The organism is Kitasatospora sp. NPDC089509 (genome assembly GCF_044749365.1).
Lineage (GTDB): Bacteria > Actinomycetota > Actinomycetes > Streptomycetales > Streptomycetaceae > Kitasatospora.
Window position 1 is genome coordinate 217,144 of sequence record NZ_JBIVHS010000006.1, and the last position, 20,995, is coordinate 238,138.

The following is a 20,995-nucleotide window of genomic DNA, read 5'->3' on the forward strand; positions in this document are numbered from 1 at the left end:
CGCGCGGCGGAGTGCCGCAGGTGGGGGGTCGGGGACGACCGGGGGGCCGGCAGGGGCGGCTCGGGGCCCGGCCGGGGGGCGGTCGGGGGCCCGGCCGGGGGTCGTTCCGCGCCTCCCGACCGCTTCCCGTGCGCCTGCTGTGCGCCGGTGGTCATGTGGAACGCTTCCCGGACGGATCAGGCGAGTTGGGGAGAATAGATGGATTCGTCGCTCTACCGTTCGGCTGCCGAGGCGATCGCGGCCCCGCCGGAGAAGCTGGCGTACGTGGCCGGGTTCGACCGCTCGGCGCGGCGGCCGGATGCCTTGCTCACCGTGGACACCGACCCGGAGTCGGCGAGCTACGGGAAGGTGCTCAACTTCGCCGAACTGCCGACCCTCGGCGACGAGTTGCACCACTTCGGGTGGAACGCCTGCTCCAGCGCGCTGGCGCACGCCTGCCACGACAACCCGGAGCGGCGGTTCCTGCTGCTGCCGGGGCTGCGGTCCTCGCGGCTGCACGTGATGGACACCCACCCGGATCCGGTGCGCCCCCGGCTGGTCAGGACGGTGGAGGCCGAGGAGCTGGCGGCGAAGGCCGGGTACTCCCGGCCGCACACCCTGCACTGCGGCCCGGACGGGGTGTTCCTGTCCTGCCTGGGCTCCGGCGAGGGCGGGGACGGGCCCGGCGGGGTGGCGCTGTTGGACCACACCACCTTCGAGGTGCTGCGCCCCTGGGAGACCGAGCGCGGGCCTCAGCACTTCGCGTACGACGTCTGGTGGCACCTCGGCACGGGCGTCGGGGTGACCAGCGAGTGGGGCACCCCGTGGATGGTCGAGAACGGGGTGCTGCCCGAGCAGCTGCTCGGCCGCAAGTACGGGCACGCGCTGCACTTCTGGGAGCTCGGCACCGGGCGGCACCTCCAGCGGGTCGACCTCGGCGACCAGTACCAGATGGTGCTGGAGCTGCGCCCGGCGCACGACCCCGAGGCGGAGTGGGGGTTCGCCGGGGTGGTGGTGAACGTCGAGGACCTCTCCTCCTCGGTCTGGCTCTGGTACCGGGAGGGCCCGGCGTTCACCGCGCGCAAGGTGATCGAGATCCCCGCCCAGCCCGCCTCGGTCGCCGAACTGCCGCCCGCACTGCAGCCGTTCGGCGCGGTGCCGCCGCTGGTCACCGACATCAACCTGTCGGTGGACGACCGCTGGCTGTACGTCTCGGCCTGGGGCACCGGCGAGCTGTTCCAGTACGACGTCTCGGACCCCTTCCACCCCCGGCTGGCCTCCTCCGTACGGCTGGGCGGGGTCGTCGCCCGGACGCCGCACCCGGCCGAGCCGGGACGGCCGCTGAACGGCGCGCCGCAGATGGTGGAGATCAGCCGGGACGGCCGGCGGCTCTACCTGACCAACTCCCTCTACGGCGCCTGGGACGACCAGTTCTACCCGGACGGCATCGACCCCTGGCTGGTCAAGCTGGACGCCGACCCGGTCGCCGGCGGGCTGCGCGTCGACGAGCGGTTCTTCCCGCACGGCGCCGACTTCCGGGGCCTGCGGGTCCACCAGACCCACCTGGCGGGCGGGGACGCCTCCTCGGACTCCTACTGCTACCGGTAGCGGTAGCAGGAGCGGTCTAGGAACGGAGCGACTGGTCGAACCGCACCCGGGTCAACGGCAGCCCCACCGCGAGCAGTTCGGCGCGCACCGAGGCGATCATCCCGGCCGGGCCGCTGACGCAGGCCAGGTGCTCGCGCCAGTCGCCGGCGGCCGCGACGGTGTCGGCGAGCCGCCCGGCCGTCACCGGTGTGAGCGACAACCACGGTTTGTGCAGCACCAGTTCGGAGAGCGCCTGCCAGTCGTAGAGGTCGGAGCGGTCGCGCGCGCCGACGAACAGGTGGACCTTGCGGCCCGGCGGGCGGTGCAGGGCCTGCTGCTCGACGATCGCCTTCATCGGGGCGAGCCCTGTGCCGCCCGCGACCAGCAGCAGGTCGCGGGTGTCGCCGTCGGGCAGCAGGCCGCCGCGCGGCGGGCCCAGCCGCAACCGGTCGCCGACGGCGGTGTGCCCGACCAGCGCCGCGCTGACGCCGCCGGGGCCGGTGCGGCGCACATGGAACTCCAACTCGTTGTCGCCGCGCGGGGCGCAGCCCATCGAGTACTGCCGCCAGGTGTGCGGCAGCGCCGGGTGTTCGACCGTGCCGTACTGGCCGGCCCGGTAGGGGTACGGTTCGCCGGTGCGCACCCGCAGCACAGCGAGGTCGGGGCGGCGGCGCTCGTGGCCGGTCACCACGGCGTGCCAGTACGGGGGTTCGGTGAGCGCGGAGTCGGCGCCGGCCACCATCGCGCCGACGGCGAAGCGCAGCATCCGCACCCAGGCGGCTTCGAGGTCCTCGGTCCAGCGTCCGCCGGCCCGCGTCCGCAGGGCCGCGCACAGGGCCTCCTCGAAGGCCTCGTAGTGGACCGGCCGGACCCCCAGTTTCCGGTGGTCGCGGCCGAGTTGGCGCAGGGTGCGGTCCAGTTCGGCGGGCTGGTGCAGGTGGTCGACCAGGTGGTGGAAGATGCGTTCCAGGTGGGCCTGCTGGAACTCCATCGAGGCGGGGAAGAGCGGACGCAGGTAGGGGCGGCGGCGGAACATGACCGCGTAGAGCTGGTCGATCAGCTCGGACAGCGGGGCGACGAGTTCCAGGTCGCGCCGGATCAGGCGCTGGTCCGCGGCGCCGTCGTAGCCCTCGCAGCCGCCGAGTCCGTGGTCGACGGCTCCGGGCCCGGTCCCGGGACCGCTCCCCGACGGCGAGGCGGGGGCGAGGAGTTGGCGCCGCAGTCTCATCGCGTGGTGGCGGGCGATCAGACGGTCGTACTCGGCGGTGGCGGTGGCGGCCGCGGTGGCCTGGCTGCTGTTGTCCATGACCTGCCCAGTCAACTGCCGGGCCGTGGGCCACCGGAAGGGCCGATGGCCCCGGGCCCGCCCGGGACCATCGGCCCCCTTCCCGCCGACGGACCTCGTGGCCCTGCACGTCAACGGACCTCGTGGCCCTGCCCGGTGTTGCGGTCGGCCGCCTGACCGGCCGCGGACCGGCGTTCGGTGGCGTCCCAACTGGCCAGCAGCCGCAGGGACTCCGCGGACGGGCTGCCCGGTTCGGCGTGGTAGGTGACCAGCACCTGGTCGCAGTCCCCGGCCGGGTACAGGGTCTCGTACCGGAGGCTGAGCGGGCCGACCACCGGGTGGTGCAGCCGCTTGGTGCCCTGCCCCTTCTCCTTGATCCGGTAGCTGGCCCAGAGACTGCGGAAGTCCTCGCACTTGAGCGAGAGTTCGCCCACCAGTGAGGCGAGCCGCGGGTCGTCCGGGTAGCGGCCGGCCTCCAGCCGCAGCAGCCCGACCACGTCGCTGGCCTTGCCCTCCCAGTCCTCGAAGAGCCGGCGGGCGGCCGGGTCGAGGAAGACGTGCCAGGCCATGTTGCGCTGCTCGGGCGGCATCGCCGCGAAGTCGCCGAGCAGCGCGGTGCCGATCCGGTTCCAGGCGATGATGTCCAGGCGCCGCCCGAGCACGTACGCGGGCACGCCCTCCATCGCGTCCAGCAGCTGTTGCAGCGCGGGCCGCACCCGCTGCGGGCGGGCGAAGGCGGTGCGCCCGGGGCGACGCCGGGCGGGGGTGGTGAGCCGGCCGAGGTGGTCGCGCTCGGCCGGGCCGAGCCGCAGCACCCGGGCGACGGCGTCCAGGACCGCTGCGGAGACGTTCTCGCCGTGGCCCTGTTCCAGCCGGGTGTAGTAGGCGGTGCTGACCCCGGCCAGCTGGGCCAGCTCCTCGCGGCGCAGCCCGGGCACCCGTCGGCGGGTGGTGCCGCCGGGCAGGCCCACGTCCTCGGGCCGCAGCCGGGCGCGGCGGGATCGGAGGAACTCGCTGAGTTCGGTGCGCTGGTCCATGACTGCAGTATGCGGGCGCGGCGGCGGGCCCGGGGGCGGGCGAGGGTGACACTGCCGTGCGTAGGTTGCGCGGTCCTACGCTGTGCTCCCGTACGTGCGGCCGTGGTACGCACGACCGTCGTACGCGCGGCTGTCGTACGAAGAACGCCGACCTGGTTGGCCCCGCCGCCCCGGCGCAGTCTGAGGGGCATGACCGACGAGACGACAGCCACGCAGCACACCGCCACCCGCACCGTCGCCGCCTACGCGGCCCAGCGCCCGAACGCCCCGCTGGCCAAGACCACCGTCACCACCCGGGCCGTCGGCGAGCACGACATCGTGATCGACATCCGCTACTCCGGCATCTGCCACTCGGACATCCACCAGGTGGGCGAGGACTGGGGCGACGGGATCTTCCCGATGGTCCCCGGCCACGAGATCGCCGGGCTGGTCAGCGAGGTCGGCCCGGGCGTCACCCGCTGGAAGGTCGGCGACCGGGTCGGGGTCGGCTGCTTCGTCGACTCCTGCCGGGAGTGCGACCACTGCCGGGCCGGGCTGCAGCAGTACTGCACCGGCGAGGGCGGCATGGTCTTCACCTACAACGGCGTCGGCAAGGACGGCCGCCCGACCTACGGCGGTTACGCCGCCGAGCTGGTGGTGGACGAGGCGTACGCGCTGCGCATCCCGGACGGCCTGCCGCTGGACGCCGCCGCGCCGCTGCTGTGCGCGGGCATCACGGTGTACTCGCCGCTGTCCCACTGGGGCGCCGGCCCGGGCAAGAAGGTGGCGATCGTGGGCCTGGGCGGTCTCGGCCACATGGGCGTGCAGCTCGCCCACGCGATGGGCGCGGAGGTCACCGTGCTCAGCCAGTCGCTGCGCAAGCGCGCGGACGGGCTGCGGCTGGGCGCGGACCACTACCGGGCCACCTCCGACACGGCGGTCTTCGAGGAGCTCGCGGGCAGCTTCGACCTGATCGTCAACACCGTCTCCGCCGACCTCGACCTGACCGCCTACATCGGTCTGCTGCGCGTCGACGGCACCATGGTGCAGGTCGGCGTGCCGGAGAAGCCGCTCACCCTGTACCCGTTCCCGCTGGCCATCGGGCGCCGCTCGCTGGCCGGTTCGGCGATCGGCGGGCTGCCGGAGACCCAGGAGATGCTGGACTTCTGCGCCGAGCACGGCATCACCGCGGAGATCGAGCTGATCCGGGCCGAGCAGATCAACGAGGCGTACCGGCGGGTGCTGGACGGGGACGTCCGGTTCCGCTTCGTGATCGACGCCTCGACCATCTGAGGCCCTCGACCGTCTGAAGCCGTCGACCCTCGGAGGCCCTCGACCCTCGGAGGCCCTCGACCGCTCCTCCCACGACGGAGGACGGCAGGGCGGAGGACGGCAGGGCGGAACGCCCCGCGCCCCCGGTGCTCTCCCACCACCGGGGCGCGGGGCGTCGCCGACGACTCCCGGCCGGGCCCGGTCCCTAGACCCCCGCCGGGGCCCGGCGCTGCGTGCGCCGGTCCTCCCGCCGCTGCCGCCCACGGCGCAGCGGCTGGTCGGGCAGCCAGCCGAAGGTCAGGCAGGCGCCCACGATGCCGAGCAGCATCCCGATCACGAAGCCGCCCAGGTTGGACGTCACCCAGCTGCCCAGCGAGGCGAGCACGGCGAGGATGGAGTAGAACAGCCGCTGTGTCGGGTTGAACAGGATCAGCAGGCCGCACAGCACCATCACCGACGGCACCAGGTACCCCGCGAGGCCCACCAGCGAGATGTGCAGCAGGAGGGGCAGCGGGGCCCACAGCGTGAAGAGGATCTCGGCGCCGCCGAGCGTCACCAGCAGCCCGCCCCAGAACGGTCGCCCGCCCCGCCAGTCGCGTTTGACCCGGCCCGCGGGGCTCGCGGGCGCAGGGGTCGCAGCGGTCGTGGCGGCACTCGCGGGCGCAGCGGTCGCAGCGGCTCCGGTGGGAGCGGCGGCGGCGCCGGGGGCGGGGTCGGGGGCCGCGGCGGGCGGGGCGGTCGTCCCCTCGGCCGCCACCTCCCCGCTCTGCGGCCCGGCGCCCTCGCCGGTTCCGGCCCGCTCCGGTACGGACTCCGTCATGGTCAGCAGCCCTTGGAGCTGAAGCTCAGCCGCAGGTTGGGCAGCTTGAACCCGACGGCGGTGCTCGCGTAGTTGTGCTGGTTGACGTTGGTCAGCGTGACGTGGTCGGCCTGCTGGCCGAAGACGCCCTTGCCGCCCACGCCGGCCGACCCGGCCTTGGTGTAGGTGCTGGCGTCGCCGCCGATCTCGATGTTCTTGAACTGCGCGTTGCCGGCGGTCAGCAGGTCGGAGTCGGTGGTGAGGTCGGAGGCCGCCACCGGGGTGCCCTGGTCGCCGGCGTGGATCAGCAGGTTGACGCCGCCGAGGTCCACGCTCTGGCAGAGGTTGGTGATCTCGGCGGTCTTGATCGCCGACACCGCGACCAGCACCTGCCCGCCGGTCTTGCCCTGGTTGGGGCTGCCGGGAATCATGTGGTCCAGCGAGCCGAACTGGGCGAAGCCCTCGCCGTCGATCTTGTCGGCGGTGATGGTGAACGGCATGCCGGAGATGGAGAACTGCGCGGCGAGCACGCCCTGGGCGGTGAGGGTCATCAGGATGCCCCCGACCGCGACGGCCGGGACGGCCATCAGGGCGGAGCGCTTCATCCGCACCCGTCCTCTTGTGCGCCCGGTCGGCGGCTGCGGGGACTCCGCCGCGGCGGCGGTCTCCTCGGACATGGCCATGTGTGCTCCCTGTGGATGGATGGGTGTGCAGGCACTGGCACGTTGTCCTGGCGCGGACAGCGTTCCGCGCTCCGACCGGGCCGTCCGGCCCTCGACTGCGGGGCGGATCGGGTCGGAGCGCGATGAGTAACTGGGAAGCTACTGCTCGGTATTCGCCGGGTCAATACAGGTGCACGAAGGATCTTCACCAATCCTCGACCCGAGCCGGGCGGCCGCCTCGACCGGCCCGAGGAAGGGTGCCAGGCAGAACATCGCCAACACCGGTAGCAGGTCCGGCAGTTGATCGGTACGACCGGAGGAGATCCGCCGGTACACCGCGCTGTAGACGCCGCCGACCACCGCGTCCACCATCTCCTGCACCGCGACCCCGCCCGGAAGTTGGGGCACTTCGGCGAAGAACGCCCGGAACCGGGTCAGCAGTTGGTCCCGCTCACGGCGGCCGGCCGGGCCGACCGCCTCGATCTCGATCACCGCCATGGTCGCGAACGACGGGGTTCCGGAGAGGAGTTGGAGCATCGCCCCGAGCGCCTGGCGGATCCCGGTGCACCAGTCGGATTCGGCCGCGAAGGCCGCCGCCATCCGGCGGATCACCACCCCGGTCCCGTGCCGGTGCGCGGCCAGGAAGGCGTCCTCCTTGCCGCTGAACAGCTCGTAGAAGACCGGCCTGGTCACCCCCGCCGCGCTGCAGATGTCGCTCACCGTCGCGTGCTGGTAGCCGTGTTCGGCCACCGTGCGGACCAGCCCGTCCAGCAGCCGTTCGCGCTGGGTCGCGGCGACCACGCCGGCGGGCAGCCGGCGCGGGCCGGGCTTGATCGACCGGGCCGGATCCCGGCCGGTCCGGGCACCCGGCAGCAGGATCAGGTCGGAACTCCTGCGGCGTTTGGGATCCATCACCAACTCCTGTGTCCTGTATTGACATTGACGTAACACTGGGTTTACAACTCTGCCAGGTTTCCAACCCGGTCGGTGCGCAGGCCACCACCGGCCGGAACCCTACCCAGCACCGCTGCACGCTGCACGATCGCAAGACCGCCGTACCGCACGAGCGGGCCCGTGGCGCCGGGCCCGCAGGCACCCGCGGTCCGGCGGCGCTCCGGCACGCCATGCACCTCCCCCGCCGTGCACACCACCACACCCGCCGGCGGGGATTCCCCCACCCGTCCCCGGGACGGAGAGAGGCACCCTCATGCGCATCCGCCGCACGCTCGCAGCCGCTTCCCTCGCCGCCATCGCCCTCACCGGCGCCGCCGTCGCACCCGCCCAGGCCGACGCCGCCGCCGTCATGACCCAGGGCAGCGCCTCCGGCCCCGCCATCGCCGTCGGCGACAACCTGGTCGCCAACCTGGTCTCCGGCACCGCCGCCACCTTCACCGACGGCGCCGGCAGCACCAACGGCGTCAGCTGTGCCAGCTCCTCCTTCTCCGCGACCGTGACCTCCAACCCGGCCGCCCCCGGCAACGCCACCGAGCAGCTCAACAACCAGTCCTTCGACCAGTGCACCTCCAGCGTCATGGGCGTCATGAGCGTGCAGAGCGTCACCGCCACCAGCCTGCCGTACACCAACACGATCACCTCCGGCTCCGGCGCCGCCTCGCTCAACGGCACCAGCGCCGGCCCGGTCGGCATCACGGTCGTCCTGAACACCCTGCTGGGCCAGATCAGCTGCGTCTACCAGAGCCCGAACGGCATCACCGGCAGCACCTCGAACAGCAACAGCAGCATCACCTTCGCCAACCAGCCGGCCAACCTGGTCTCCGGCCCCGGCCTGTGCTTCTCCACCGGCTACTTCAGCGCCAGCTACGGCCCGGTCACCGACAGCACCGCCGCCGGCAGCCCGGTCCTGTACGTCAACTGACGCCCCGGCGAACGGTTCCACGCGAGCGGCGTACGACGGGCCACCACCCGCCGTACGCCGCTCCACCGCACCCGCCCGCCCCTCCGCCGGCCCCGGGACAAGCAAGTGACCGGCCGGTAGGGTGGCGCCGCACGGGCCCGACGGAACGGGCCCGGCGAACCGGAACGGGGCGGTCGGATGACCAGCGGCAGCAGCGGCGCGAACAGCGGCGGCAGCGCGAACGGCGGCGGCACGGGCTTCTTCACCTCGGTGGCCGACACCGCCGAACGGCTGGCCGCGACCGGCTACCTGGCCTCCACCGCCGTGGCCACCACCGTCTTCCTCGCCGACCGGCTCGGCAAGCCGCTGCTGGTCGAGGGCCCCGCCGGCGTCGGCAAGACCGAACTCGCCAAGGCCGTCGCCGAACTGGGCGCCGCCCGGCTGGTGCGGCTGCAGTGCTACGAGGGCATCGACGAGGCCCGCGCGCTGTACGAGTGGAACCACGCCAAGCAGCTGCTGCGGATCACCGCCGGCCGCGACGAGGGCTGGGACCAGGCCCGCGGCGACATCTTCGGCGAGGAGTTCCTGCTCACCCGCCCGCTGCTCACCGCCATCCGCGGCGAGGAGCCCACGGTGCTGCTGATCGACGAGATGGACAAGGCCGACGTCGAGGTCGAGGCGCTGCTGCTGGAGGTGCTCAGCGACTTCCAGGTGACCGTCCCCGAGCTCGGCACCATCACCGCGAGCCGCCGCCCCTTCGTGCTGCTCACCTCCAACGCCACCCGGGAACTCTCCGAGGCGCTGCGCCGCCGCTGCCTCTTCCTCCACCTCGACTACCCGGACGCGGAGTTGGAGCGCCGGATCGTCCGGCTCAAGGTGCCCGGCCTGGACGACACCCTGGCCGCCTCGCTGGTCCGGGTGGTCGGCGCGCTGCGCGCCCTGGAGCTGCGCAAGGCGCCGTCCGTCGCCGAGACCATCGACTGGGCCCGCACCCTGCTGGCGCTCGGCGCCGACACCCTGGACGACGCGGTCGTCCGGGACACCCTCGGGGTGATCCTCAAGCACCAGGACGACATCCGGAAGGCCGCCCAGAAGCTCACCCTCGCGTGAGCGGCACCCCCGGCACCCCCGAGACTCCCGGCACCCCCGCAGCCCCCGCGCCCGCCGACACCGCCGCCCGGCTCACCGGCCTGGTCCGCGCCCTGCGCGGGCACGGCCTGCGGATCGGCCCGGCCGAGACCGTGGACGCCGCCGCCGTCCTCGACGTGCTCGGCCTCACCGACCGGGAGCAGATGCGGGCCGGACTGGCCGCCGCGCTGCTCCGCTCGGAGGGCCAACGGCCGGTCTTCGACGCCTCCTTCGACCTGTTCTTCCCGCTCGGCGTCGGCACCCCCGAGGCCGTGCGCAACTCCCCGCCGCCGGTGCCCGACGACCCCGAACCGCCCCGCTTCGGCCGCCCCGACCCGCTGCGCGACCAGCTGCGCGAGCGGCTGGCCGCCGCGCTGACCGCCGACGACCGGGCCGCCCAGGCCCGGCTGGCCGGCGAGGTGGTCGAGGCCTTCGGCCGCTACGGCACCGGCGGCACGCCCGGCTCGGACGGCTGGTCCGCGCACCAGGCGCTCGGCCGCCTCGCCCCCGAGACCCTGCTCGCCCGGATCCTCGCCGCGCTGCGGCAGCAGGGCGCGGACGACCTCTCCGACCGCGTCCTCGCCGACGAGATCCGCCGCCGGATCCGGGACTTCCGCGCCCTGGTCTCCGGCGAGGCCCGCCGCCGGGTCGCCGAACTGAGCGGCGCCGAACGGATCGCGGAGCGCGCCGTCGCCCCCACCGCGGACCGGATCGACTTCCTCGCCGCCGGCCGCGAGCAGCTCGCCGAACTGCGCCGCACCGTCCACCCGTTGGCCCGCAAGCTGGCCACCCGGCTGGCCGCCCGGCGCCGCCGCGCCGCCCGCGGACGGATCGACCTGCGCCGCACCCTGCGCCGCTCGCTCGGCACCGGCGGGGTGCCGCTGCGCCCGGCGTACCGGCTGCGCCGCCCGGCCCGGCCCGAACTGGTGCTGCTCTGCGACGTGTCCGGCTCGGTGGCGGGCTTCGCCGACTTCACCATGCTGCTGGTCCGGGCGATGAGCGAACAGTTCAGCAAGGTCCGGGTGTTCGCCTTCGTCAACCGCACCGCCGAGGTCACCGACCTGCTGCGACGCGGCCAGGACGACCCGGCCCGGCTGGCCGCGCGGATCCTCGCCGAGGCGAAGGTGACGGGCTACCACGGCAACAGCGACTACGGTTCGGCGCTCGGCGACTTCGCCGAGCAGCACCTGGACGCGGTCGGCCCGCGCACCTGCGTCCTGGTCCTCGGCGACGCCCGCAACAACCACCGCGACCCCAACCCCGAGGCGCTGCGCCGGATCGCGGCCCGGGCCCGCCGGGTGTTCTGGCTCAACCCCGAGCACCCCGGGCTCTGGGGCACCGGCGACTCCGCCGCCCCGGCGTACGCGGACGTGGTGGAGATGCACGACTGCCGCAACGCCCGCCGCCTCGGCGAGCTGATCGCCCGCCTGCTGCCGGTCTGAGGCCCACGACGGCGGAGGCCGCCGGCCCGAACGCCGAGGAACGGCGGTCGGACCGGCGGCCTGGACCTCACCCCGGTCACGCGGGTGGCGGAGCCGTCAGCGGGTGGTGGGGATGAGGTAGCCGCAGGCCTCGATCTGGACGACGTTCTGCGACTTGGCGAGGTAGTCGTAGTAGAGGCGGTCACCGGTCTTCGGACCGACGATGCCGTCCGCCTGGAGGCCGCGGTTCGACTGGAAGTCGGTCAGCGCCTTGTAGGTGGCGTCGCCGTACTTGCCGTCGACGTCGATGTTGTAGCCGGCGTCCCGCAGGCCCTGCTGCACGCAGGACACGGCCTGGCTGTGCTGGCTGGGCTTGATGTACGCAACGCCCGGGTCGGCGTGCGCGACGCCGCCGAAGACGGTGACGGCGAGGAAGGCGGCACCGGCGGCGACGGCGCCGCGCTGGAACAGGTTCTTGCTCATGGAAGGTCCCCCACACGGAGTTCGGTTCGTCCGGACCACAGTGGCGGGGGATCGCAACTCGCGGTCCCCGGTGCCGGACGGGGACCATCCTGGACAGCCCGGAGGCCGTCCCACGAGGGGCCGGGCTTCCCTGGGACGTCCCGGTCGCCGCGCGGCCTCCCGAGGCCCGCGCTGACGCACTTTCGGGCGCCCGTCCCGGGCCACGCGTCCCCGCGTCCCACGGGTCCGGCCCGGTCGCCACCCGCGGGGACGGGGGAGACCGGGCCGGTGGGTGCCCCGGGCCGGGCCGCGGCGGCTACTTGTCCAGGCTCGCCAGGAAGTCCAGCAGCGCCGCGGTCACCTCGGCCGGGCGCTCCTGCTGGGTCCAGTGCCCGGTGTCCGGCAGCCGCACGTGCCCGTGCAGCCTGGGCAGCCGGCCCAGCAGGTGGGCCAGGGCGCCCGGCGGCAGCATCGCGTTCACCAGGTCCTGGTCGCCCGCGATGTACAGCGCCGGCACCTCGACCGTCACCCCGGTGAAGGCGGCCAGCAGTTCGGCGTTGCGGTCCAGGTTGCGGTACCAGTTGAGCCCGCCGGTGAAGGCCCGCTCGCCGTGCGGCGCGTAGTCGGCGGTGAAGGCGTCGAGGTCGGCCTCGGTGAGCCAGTCCGGCAGCCGCTCGGGCTCCGGGACGGTGTCCAGCAGGCCCTGGCCCTCGGGGACGATCCACGGGCGCGGCACGCCGTCCGGCTGGATGCCGCACAGGATGCGCCGCAGGCTGGACCTGATGTCGGCGGCCAGCTCGGCGTCGGCCCGGCCGGGCTCCTGGAAGTAGATCTGGTAGAAGCCCTCGCCGAAGTTCTCCCGGGCCGCGGTCAGCGGCGGCGGCCCGCCCAGCGGCAGCGGCGGCACGCTCAGCCCGGCGACCCCGCGCACCAGGTCCGGCCGCAGCGCGGCGGTGGCCCAGGCGACCGGCGCGCCCCAGTCGTGCCCGACCAGCACGGCCCGCTCCTCGCCCAGCGCGCCGATCAGCGCGGTGACGTCGCCGACCAGGTGCAGCAGGGAGTACTTGTCCACGTCCTCCGGCTGGGAGCTCCGGGCGTACCCGCGCTGGTCGGGGGCGACCACCCGGTACCCGGCCTCGGCGAGCGGCCCGAACTGGTGCCGCCAGGAGTACCAGCTCTCCGGGAAGCCGTGCAGCAGCAGGACCAGCGGTCCCTCGCCCTGTTCCGCGAGGTGCAGCCGGACGCCGTTCACCTCGACCTGGCTGTGCTTGATCGCCTCGTTCAACTGCCGCTCCCGATCTGCTCGGTCCGATCCTCGCGACCCTCCTGCCCGCTCGGCGGCCGGGTGACACCGGCGGTTTCCGCCCGCCGGAACACCCGGAACACCCGGAACACCCGGAGCAACCTGAACGACCACGACAAGCAGCCGAGGCCGCCCCGGAACTCCGGGACGGCCTCGGCCTCAGAACCGCTCGCTGAACTGATTGAGCGTCAGTTCACCGTGTAGCTGTACGGGATCGCCGCGAGCACCGAACCGGTGGTGCCGAGGCTGTTGTTGGCGGTCGGCACGAAGGTCGGGCCGGACACCAGGTAGAGCACACCCTTGACCGTGCTGCCCTTCGGGCCGGTCGGGGTCACGGTCACCTGCAGCGAACCGCTGGCGCCGGGGGCGACGGTCACCGGGGCGGCGGCCGGGGCCGAGGCGTTGACACCGGAGGCGTACGGGTCACCGGTGCTGGAGGTCAGCGCCGGGTCGAAGGCCAGGGTGTGCGCGGTGGCGCTGATGCTGGAGGTGCCCTTCGGCGCGCCGGCCGGCCCGAACGGGCCGATCTGCTGGACGAAGGTGCCCCAGGAACCGGGGACGACCGGCTGCTCGGCGCTGCCCTTGGAGGTCACGGTCGAGATGGCCGAGCCGTTCTGGGCCTTCTTCAGGTCACCGAAGAGGTCCGGCGAGGCGGTGGTGGCGCTCAGCTCGATCTGTGCCGGCGTCGAGGACGCCGCCACGGCCTTGAGCTGGTCGGTGCCCGGGGGCACCAGGAAGCTCGGCACCGAGGAGGTCAGGCTCAGCGGCAGGTTGACGCTGGCCGAGGCACCCTGCGGCACCAGCGGCAGGTCGACGCGCTTGTCGAGGCGACCGTCGGCCGCGATCGACTGGGTGGCGACCGTGTTGTTGGTGTAGTTCACGTTGACGGTGACCGGCTTGCCGGCCGCCAGCTTCGTGTTGGTGTCGTTCGGCAGACCGGCCGCGGTGGCCTGGTTCTGGTTGAACGCGATGGTGCCGGCGAAGTCCTGGGCGAGCTCCTGGCCGCTGACCGGGCCGAGCACGTTCAGGACGAAGCGCCAGTGGCCCTCGGCCGGGTTGATCGTGGTGGCCGAGACGCCGTTGGCGGAGCCGGTGACGTTGCCCTGGGCGTCGAAGAGGGCGTTGCCCTCGATGTCGACCGGGGTGCCGTTCGGGCTGATCAGGGCGCCCTGCATGAACAGGTTCGCGTCCTTGGCGACGGTCACGCCGACCCGCAGGTCCTTCTGGCCCTTCGGGACGTCGAAGCCGTAGGCGAACATCTGGGTCGGCGAGGAGCCGCGGCCGTTGCCACCGGTGATGGTGCCGGTGAAGGCGCCCTGGCCGTTGGTGACCGGGACGAGGCTGCGCAGCACGACCGGGACGCTGGTGCTGTTGCCGTTCGAGCTGGAGACGACGACCGCCTCGCTGCTGTCACCGCTGGTGGCCGGGGTGGTGAGCTGGACCTTGAGGGTCTTGGTCTCACCGGGCTGCACGTCGGTGCTGGTCGGGCTCACCGCGCCGGCCGGGACCGCGCGCTGGGTGGAGGTGCCGAGCTGGACGTCACCGGTGTAACCGGCCTTGCCCGCCGGGGTGTACAGGACCGCGGTCCACTCGCCGGCGGCCGGGTGCGGGACGTCCACCAGACCGAAGTTGGACGGCGTGGCGCCACCCTGCGGGCGGGTGTTGGTCTCGAAGCCGCCCGACGGGTTGAGCAGCGTCATGCGGACCACGGGGCCGTTGGTGACCGGGTTCGGGCCACCGTGCCAGGCGATCGACGCCGCGAGGCGGTCGGCACCGGCCGGAACCGTGAACTTGACCTGCTTCTGCACCCAGTCCGCACCGTTGGTGGCGTACTTGAAGGTGTCGGTGGAGGCCGTGTCCAGCTTGACGGTCTGCTGGTTGTTGGCCAGCGGCGCGAAGCTGCGGGTGGTGGCGCTCACCGTCTGCGGCTCGTCACTGGTGTTGGTGACGGAGACGTCGGTGGTGTGGGTCGAGCCCGGGGCGCCGGCGATGCTCACCTGGCCGGTGTTCACCACGACGGTGTTGGCACCGTCGGTGCCGTCGCCGTCGTCGTAGCCGCGGGCGGCCTCGACGGCGGCCCGGACGTTCAGGAGGCCCGCGCCCTGCTCCTCGGCCGGAACGCCGAGGTCGGTGGCGGTGCCGGTGATGAACTTCTTCACCAGCGCCGGGGACGGGGAGTCGCCGCCGTGGGTGTCACGGTAGGCCTGGATGACCAGGGCCGCGGCACCGGTGACGAACGGGGCGGCCTGGCTGGTGCCGCCGAAGGGCTGGATGTTCGCGCCCTTGCCGTTGTAGTTGGTGCAGTCCGCGTACTTGGTGGTGTCCGCGGTGCACAGCGCCCAGTCCGACTCGCCCGGGGCGACCAGGTCGAGGGTGCGGCCGGCCATGGTGAAGCCGCCCGAGGAGAGCGCGGAGATCCGGCTGTTGCTCCAGGTCCCGTTGGAGAACTTGGCGGCCGCGTAACCGGTCTGCTGGTAGTTCTGGTTGTCCGTCGACGCGCCGACCGAGATCACGTACGGGTCGGTGGCCGGGGTGCCGATGGTGCCGCTGAGGCCCGCGTCACCGGTGGAGACGGCGATCGTGACACCGGCCTTGACGGCCTGCTCGTTGAAGAGCGCGATGGTGTCGTGGGCGCCGCTGTCCGGGGTGACGTTGCCGCCGAAGGACTCGTTCAGCACGTCCACGTGGGCGACCCGCACCGCGTAGTCGATGGACTGCAGGATCGACGAGTTGGACATCATCTCGCCGCCGGCCTTCAGGGCGACCAGGTCGGCGTCCGGGGCTAGGCCGCGGATCTTGATGTTGCAGCCGGCCGGCAGCGGGTGCGAGGCGTTGACGAACTGCGAGACGTCGTAGGTCTGACGGCCCTGGGCGATGACCGCCGAGGCGTCGCCGAAGGCCTCGGCGCCACCGCTCGGCGCGTTCCAGCCCTCACCCGAGAAGTCCTGGTAGTCGACCACGGCGTGCGAACCGTCGGCCCGGATGAAGTCCGGGTTGTTCGGGTCGAGCGCGTCGGCGATGTAGGCGACCTTGACGCCCTTGCCGGTGGCCAGGTTCTCCACGCCGGGCTTGCCGTTGCCGGAGTAGGCGTGGACCGAGTAGAGGCCTTCCGGCTCCAGCAGCGGCTTGCTCGGGTCGGAGGGGCAGACCGTGTTGGTCGCGTTCTCCTGGGCACCCTGGCCGTTGCTGCCCGAAACGGCCTGCGCGTCGTCGCCGGACTTGCCGGTCGTCGCGGCCGCGCTGTCCGCCTTCTTGGCCGCGGTCCCGGGGACCGGGGCGACCTGCACCTGGGTGTCGGCGACGACGGCGGCGACCGCCGGGTCGGACTGCAGCGAGGCGCGCAGGGCGGGGCTGACGGTGGCCGAGAAGGCGTTGCCGACCACGAAGGTCTTGACGTCGGTGCCGCCGTTGGCCTTGACCTTCTTCAGCAGCGGCGCCTGCGAACTGGCGGTCTTCTGCTGACGGTCGCCGAGGTGGCCGTGGTCGGCCGGGGCGTCCGCAATCTGGTCCTTGAGGATCACGATCACCGGCGCCGGCGCCCCGTCCGCGGACGCCTGGGCGTGCTGCGGATCCTGGGCCGGAGCTGCGCTGGCAATGGTCCCGAGGCTCAGGACCATGGAGGCGGCGGTGACGGTGACGGCGGCTGCTAGCTGGGTCTTGCGCCAGCCGATCAATGGACATCCTTTCGTCTGATGAGACGTCAGGATGCACGGCTGAGCGCACCCGAATCCTGGTAGGACGCGTGGTTGCTCCGGACCGCGCGTCCCGACAGCGGACGCATTCCAGCGCATCCGCCACGACCACGACAAGGGGTTAAAACCCCATCAGAAAGTAAAAATGACCATCGGAAAGTAAAATACACAGTATAAATCGAGCCGGGTCCGCCCCATTTTTCACCGATCAGAGCCGGTCAGAGAACGGTGAGAACTGATCGATCCCCCTGCAAAGACCGACGTGGCGAACACTGGCCACCGGCGGAACATCGCCAACTGCTGACAACTTGTCGACATCGCGGCCCTTCTTCCCCGTCGATCGCGGTCGAAACAGCGCACGGCAGGGCTCGCGCCGAGGCGCACGGCATGCAGAACGTCCCGGACGCCCGGAGAGTTCACGGGCGCCCGGGACGGTTTCCGGGGCTTCAGCGACGCGCACGTTCAGGAGGAGGACGCCAACCGCTCCCGGGCGTCCGCCAGGTCCTCCTCGGTCGGCGCGTCGTCCTGGCCGAGCCGGTGGCGCCAGTACCCGGCGAAGTCGATGTTCTCCTTCGGCACCCCCTCCCCCTCGATCAGGAACCGGCGCACCGCCCGCACCGCCCCGGCCTCCCCGGCCAGCCAGACCAGGGGCTCGCCGCCCGGCAGCACGGCGTCCCGGAACTCCTCGACCAGCAGGCTGCCCGGCGCGGCGCCGTCCCGGTACAGCCAGCGCACCTCCAGCTCGGCGCGGCTGGTCAGCTCCTGACGCTCCGCCCGGTCCGCGACCTCGATCCAGACGTACGCCGGCTTCCCCTCCGGCAGCGCCTCCAGCAGCGTCGCGACGGCCGGCAGCGCGGTCTCGTCACCGGCCAGCAGCAGCCAGTCGGCCTCCTGCCCGGCCTCGGCGAACGGGACCGCCGGGGCGTACAGCGCGGAGGGGCCGACCATCCCGAGCCGGTCCCCCGGCGCGGCCCGCAGCGCCCAGGCCGCGGCCGGGCCTGCGTCGCCGTGCAGCACGAAGTCGATCTCGATCCGCCGGGTGCCGGGGTGCCGGCGGCGCAGGGTGAAGCTGCGCAGCACCGGGCGCTCGGCCTCCGGGATCGCCAGGTAGACCTGGTACCAGCCCATCGGGTCGTCCTGTCCGGCGGGCAGCAGCGGCTCGCGCTGACCGGGGCGCGGGAAGCAGAGCTTGAGCTGCTGGTCGGGCGCGGTGCCCACGGTGTCGGCCAGTTCCTCGGCCTCGAAGGCGACCCGGGCGGTGCGCGGTGTGATCCGGTCGACCGCTACCACCTGGAGACGGGTGACGGGCAGTGTCATCGCGAAACCCCTTCACTGCGGAATCCTGATACCTTACGGCATAAAGAGTTGCTGCCGCGAGGATACTTTACGCCATAAGGAGATGTCGGGATGACCGTCTACGCCGGACAGGGGGACGCCCACCGTTCCCTCGCCCTGCTCTGGGGCCGACCCGACGAACCGCCCACCGGGCGCGGCGGACGCACCGGACGCAGCGGCCCCAAGCCCGGGCTGAGTACGGACACGATCGTCTCCGCCGGGATCGCGGTCGCCGACGCCGAGGGAATGGCGGCACTGTCGATGCGCGCCGTCGGCGAACGGCTCGGCCGCACCGCGATGGCGCTCTACACCTACGTCCCCGGCAAGGCCGAACTGCTCGACCTGATGCACGACCGGGTGCTCGCCGAACTCCCGGCCCGACCGGCACCGTCGGACCACTGGCGGGACGCCGTCACCGCCTGGGCCGAGGAGTTGTCCGCCTGCTACCTGCGCCACCCCTGGGTGCTCCAGGTCTCGCAGGCCCGGCCCGTCCTCGGCCCCGCCGAACTCGCCGCGATGGAGCACCTGTTGAGCGCCCTGCGGCCCGCCGGGCTGGCACCGGAACGGCTCCGCGGAGCGGTCGCCGCGCTCTGGCAGTACGTCCGCGGCATGGCCGCCACCACCGCCGACGCGCGCGGCGCGGCGGCCGCCACCGGCGTCGCGGACGAGGAGTGGTGGCACACCCGGTCCGCCCGACTCGCCGAACTGGCACCGGACTTCGCGCAGCGCTTCCCGCTGCTGACCGCCCTGCAGAGCTCCGGCGGCGGCGCGCCGGAGGAGAGCGGCCGGGAGGCCTTCCGGAGCGGGCTCGCGGTGCTGCTGGACGGGATCGCGGCGAGCAGCACGACGGCCTGACCGGTCGGACCGGTCGGACCGCCCGATCGGACCGCCCGGCCGGGCCCTCCTTCCGGAGGGGTCAGCCCCGGCGGGCGGCCGGGATCGACAACAGCACGCCGAGCACCAGCAGGACGACGTACCCGACGGTCTCATGGCCGTCCGGCACCAGGAACCGGACGAACCCGAACAGCCGGAAGCCCCCGAGCCGGTCGGCCAGCAGGCCGGAACCGCCGCCCAGGATCAGCACGAAACCGAGGTATCCGAGCAGGGTCTTCATGCCCCCGAGCCTAGGAAACCGGCGCCGCCCGCCCAACCGACTTTCGGCGCGACCCGGGCCCACCAAAGTCGCGACCCGGGCGGGCGCCGGTGGGGCCCGGGCCCCGCCGGGTCCGGAACTCCGGACGGAGCAGCAGCGCACGGCGGCCCCGCGGCCCCGCCGGTACGTTCGCCGTGTGCAGTCAAAGCGTGTGCAGCAGAAACGCGTGCCGCGGGACCGCGTGCCGCAGAAGTCGCAGCAGTCCCCGTCCGTCGCCAGGGTCGCGGCCGCCACCGCCGCCTCCGCCCTGGTGCTCGCCGCCGGAGCCCCGGCGGCCCTCGCCCAGGACGCCGCCTCCATCGTCGGCGGGGAGCGGCTCGGCCGCCCGGCCGTCCAGGTCGCGCCGCTCGCCGGGGCCCCCGCCCTCCCCACCGAACTCACCGGCCGCTCCTGGCTGATCGCCGACGCCGGCACCGGCGAGGTGCTCGCCGCCCGCAACGCCCACCAGCCGCTGCCCCCGGCCAGCACTCTCAAGATGCTGTTCGCGGACACCGTGCTGCCCAAGTTCGACCGGTCCACCGAGCACCAGGTCACCCCGGCCGAACTCGCCAACCTGGGCGTCGGCAGCAGCCTGGTCGGCGTCAAGGAGAACCTGCCGTACCGGGTCGAGGACCTCTGGCGGGGCGTCTTCCTCAGCTCCGGCAACGACGCCGTGCACGTCCTGGCGCACATGAACGGCGGCGTCCAGCAGACCGTCGGCGAGATGCAGGCCCGCGCCCGCTCGCTCCAGGCCCAGGACACCAAGGTGGTCTCCCCCGACGGCTACGACATGGACGGCCAGGTCTCCTCCGCGTACGACCTCACCCTGTTCGCCCGGGCCGGCCTGCGCAACGCCGACTTCCGCTCCTACTGCGCCACCCGCACCGCCCGGTTCCCCGGCGGCCTGGACAAGACCACCGGGCAGCGCACCGCCTTCGACATCGCCAACACCGACCGGCTGCTCGGCAAGTACCCCGGCCTGATCGGCGTCAAGAACGGCTACACCACCAACGCGGGCGCCACCTTCACCGGCGCCGCCGAACGGAACGGCCGCACCCTGCTGGTCACCGTGATGCACCCCGAGGCGCAGGTCAAGGTCTACGACGAGGCCGCCAGCCTGCTCGACTGGGGCTTCGCGGCCGCGGGCAAGGTCCAGCCGGTCGGGCAGCTGGTCGAGGACCTCGGCGCCCCGAAGGCCACCGGCGGCCCCGGTGACCCCGGCGCCGCCGGTGCCGCGGGCGCCCCGCTCGGCGGCGACCCCCGGGCCGCCGCCGACCTCGACGCCGGGCTGCCGCCCTGGTCCCGTCCGCCGACCATCAGCGGCCACGACTCCGCTCTGACGCCCGCGCTGTGGACCGGCGCCGCGGTCGCCACCGGCCTCGCCGTCTGGGGCACCGCCCGCACCGCCGCCCGCCGCCGCACCGCGGCGCTCGCCGCCCGTCCGGCCCCCACCACGGCCACGGCCACCGGCGGCCCGACCGGCAGCGGATCCACCGGCGTCGGCGGCACCTCCGCGATCGGATCCACCGGCGTCGGCGGCCGCAGCCACCGGCGGCTCACCCGCCGCGCCCGCGCCCTGCTGCGCACCGTCCGCCCCCGCCGCCGCCCGTGACCCGCCGGGGCGGCGGACCCGAGGCCCTAGAATTCCGATCATGACCACGCCCGACCCCGCCGCCCCGGACCGGCTCGCCCGGATCGTCAGCCTCTCGGCCGGCAGCTACCTGCTCGTCACCACCTACAAGAAGGACGGCACCCCGGTGCCCACCCCGGTGTGGGTGGTCCGCGACGGCGAGGCCCTCGGCGTCTGGACCGTCGCGGACTCCTGGAAGGTCAAGCGGATCCGCAACCGCGCCGACGTCCTGGTCGGCCCCTGCGACGTCAAGGGCCGCCCGACCGACGAGCAGTACCCGGCCACCGCCGAGCTCCTCTCCCCCGAGCGCACCGCCGCCTACCGCACCCTGCTGCGCCAGAAGTACGGGCTGCTCGGCGTGCTCACCCTGCTCGGCAGCCGGCTGCGCCGCGGCGAGCGCGGCACGATCGGCATCCGGATCACCCTCGCCTGACCCA

General features: G+C 73.4%; 18 protein-coding genes. 8 read left to right on the top strand and 10 right to left on the bottom strand.

Annotated elements, in window-relative coordinates:
• Positions 1-198 precede the first annotated feature (198 nt).
• Entirely contained in the window at positions 199-1,587 is a 1,389-nt protein-coding gene (locus tag ACIP4P_RS15535) for a selenium-binding protein SBP56-related protein (RefSeq protein ID WP_400918260.1), read from the top strand.
• 16 nt (positions 1,588-1,603) lie between these two features.
• Here ACIP4P_RS15535 and ACIP4P_RS15540 read toward each other — a convergent pair whose 3' ends face one another.
• Positions 1,604-2,872 (bottom strand): globin domain-containing protein, encoded by a 1,269-nt coding sequence (locus tag ACIP4P_RS15540; RefSeq protein WP_400918263.1) that lies wholly within the window; start codon positions 2,870-2,872, stop codon positions 1,604-1,606.
• Positions 2,873-2,982: 110 nt separating this feature from the next.
• Complete coding sequence (locus ACIP4P_RS15545) at positions 2,983-3,888, bottom strand: helix-turn-helix domain-containing protein (RefSeq protein ID WP_400918266.1); 906 nt, start codon at positions 3,886-3,888, stop codon at positions 2,983-2,985.
• A gap of 189 nt (positions 3,889-4,077) precedes the next feature.
• On the opposite strand from ACIP4P_RS15545, the gene ACIP4P_RS15550 reads away from it, so the two are divergent.
• Positions 4,078-5,160, top strand: a complete 1,083-nt coding sequence (locus ACIP4P_RS15550; RefSeq protein ID WP_400918269.1) for an NAD(P)-dependent alcohol dehydrogenase — start codon at positions 4,078-4,080, stop codon at positions 5,158-5,160.
• 184 nt (positions 5,161-5,344) lie between these two features.
• On the opposite strand, the gene ACIP4P_RS15555 is transcribed toward ACIP4P_RS15550, so the two are convergent.
• From ACIP4P_RS15555 to ACIP4P_RS15565, 3 genes are all read right to left on the bottom strand, one after another.
• The gene (locus ACIP4P_RS15555) at positions 5,345-5,959 is read right to left on the bottom strand and encodes a DUF6114 domain-containing protein (protein ID WP_400918272.1); all 615 of its coding nucleotides are present in this window, start codon (positions 5,957-5,959) and stop codon (positions 5,345-5,347) included.
• A gap of 2 nt (positions 5,960-5,961) precedes the next feature.
• A complete protein-coding gene (locus tag ACIP4P_RS15560) occupies positions 5,962-6,621 on the bottom strand; it encodes a DUF6230 family protein (protein ID WP_400918275.1) in 660 nt (219 codons plus the stop codon).
• Positions 6,622-6,759: 138 nt separating this feature from the next.
• Entirely contained in the window at positions 6,760-7,512 is a 753-nt protein-coding gene (locus ACIP4P_RS15565; protein WP_400918278.1) for a TetR/AcrR family transcriptional regulator, read from the bottom strand.
• A 295-nt stretch (positions 7,513-7,807) separates the two neighbouring features.
• Between ACIP4P_RS15565 and ACIP4P_RS15570 the strand changes: the two genes are divergently transcribed.
• The 3 genes from ACIP4P_RS15570 (at position 7,808) to ACIP4P_RS15580 (ending at position 11,025) form a co-directional block, all read left to right on the top strand.
• A complete protein-coding gene (locus tag ACIP4P_RS15570) occupies positions 7,808-8,476 on the top strand; it encodes a Tat pathway signal sequence domain protein (RefSeq protein ID WP_400918281.1) in 669 nt (222 codons plus the stop codon).
• Positions 8,477-8,653: 177 nt separating this feature from the next.
• The gene (locus ACIP4P_RS15575) at positions 8,654-9,565 is read left to right on the top strand and encodes an AAA family ATPase (protein WP_400918284.1); all 912 of its coding nucleotides are present in this window, start codon (positions 8,654-8,656) and stop codon (positions 9,563-9,565) included.
• A complete protein-coding gene (locus ACIP4P_RS15580; RefSeq protein WP_400918287.1) occupies positions 9,562-11,025 on the top strand; it encodes a VWA domain-containing protein in 1,464 nt (487 codons plus the stop codon). The genes ACIP4P_RS15575 and ACIP4P_RS15580 overlap by 4 nt, the downstream gene beginning before the upstream one ends.
• Positions 11,026-11,121: 96 nt before the next feature.
• Here ACIP4P_RS15580 and ACIP4P_RS15585 read toward each other — a convergent pair whose 3' ends face one another.
• From ACIP4P_RS15585 to ACIP4P_RS15600, 4 genes are all read right to left on the bottom strand, one after another.
• Entirely contained in the window at positions 11,122-11,487 is a 366-nt protein-coding gene (locus tag ACIP4P_RS15585; protein WP_400918290.1) for a peptidoglycan-binding protein, read from the bottom strand.
• A gap of 295 nt (positions 11,488-11,782) precedes the next feature.
• Positions 11,783-12,751, bottom strand: coding sequence for an alpha/beta fold hydrolase (locus ACIP4P_RS15590; RefSeq protein WP_400918293.1), 969 nt, complete (start codon positions 12,749-12,751; stop codon positions 11,783-11,785).
• Between the two features lie 206 nt (positions 12,752-12,957).
• Positions 12,958-16,443 carry a S8 family serine peptidase gene (locus tag ACIP4P_RS15595; protein WP_400918296.1) on the bottom strand — a complete coding sequence of 1,162 codons (3,486 nt, stop codon included), beginning with the start codon at positions 16,441-16,443 and terminating at the stop codon, positions 12,958-12,960.
• A gap of 480 nt (positions 16,444-16,923) precedes the next feature.
• Positions 16,924-17,778 carry a siderophore-interacting protein gene (locus tag ACIP4P_RS15600; protein ID WP_400918299.1) on the bottom strand — a complete coding sequence of 285 codons (855 nt, stop codon included), beginning with the start codon at positions 17,776-17,778 and terminating at the stop codon, positions 16,924-16,926.
• Between the two features lie 90 nt (positions 17,779-17,868).
• Between ACIP4P_RS15600 and ACIP4P_RS15605 the strand changes: the two genes are divergently transcribed.
• Positions 17,869-18,651, top strand: coding sequence for a TetR/AcrR family transcriptional regulator C-terminal domain-containing protein (locus tag ACIP4P_RS15605; RefSeq protein ID WP_400918302.1), 783 nt, complete (start codon positions 17,869-17,871; stop codon positions 18,649-18,651).
• A 61-nt stretch (positions 18,652-18,712) separates the two neighbouring features.
• Here the strand turns inward: ACIP4P_RS15605 and ACIP4P_RS15610 are convergent, their stop codons facing one another.
• Positions 18,713-18,910 carry a hypothetical protein gene (locus ACIP4P_RS15610; protein WP_350513091.1) on the bottom strand — a complete coding sequence of 66 codons (198 nt, stop codon included), beginning with the start codon at positions 18,908-18,910 and terminating at the stop codon, positions 18,713-18,715.
• Between the two features lie 175 nt (positions 18,911-19,085).
• Here ACIP4P_RS15610 and ACIP4P_RS15615 point away from each other — a divergent pair, with 175 nt between their 5' ends.
• Positions 19,086-20,540, top strand: coding sequence for a D-alanyl-D-alanine carboxypeptidase family protein (locus tag ACIP4P_RS15615; RefSeq protein ID WP_400918305.1), 1,455 nt, complete (start codon positions 19,086-19,088; stop codon positions 20,538-20,540).
• 40 nt (positions 20,541-20,580) lie between these two features.
• A complete protein-coding gene (locus ACIP4P_RS15620) occupies positions 20,581-20,991 on the top strand; it encodes a PPOX class F420-dependent oxidoreductase (RefSeq protein ID WP_400918307.1) in 411 nt (136 codons plus the stop codon).
• Positions 20,992-20,995: the final 4 nt, after the last annotated feature.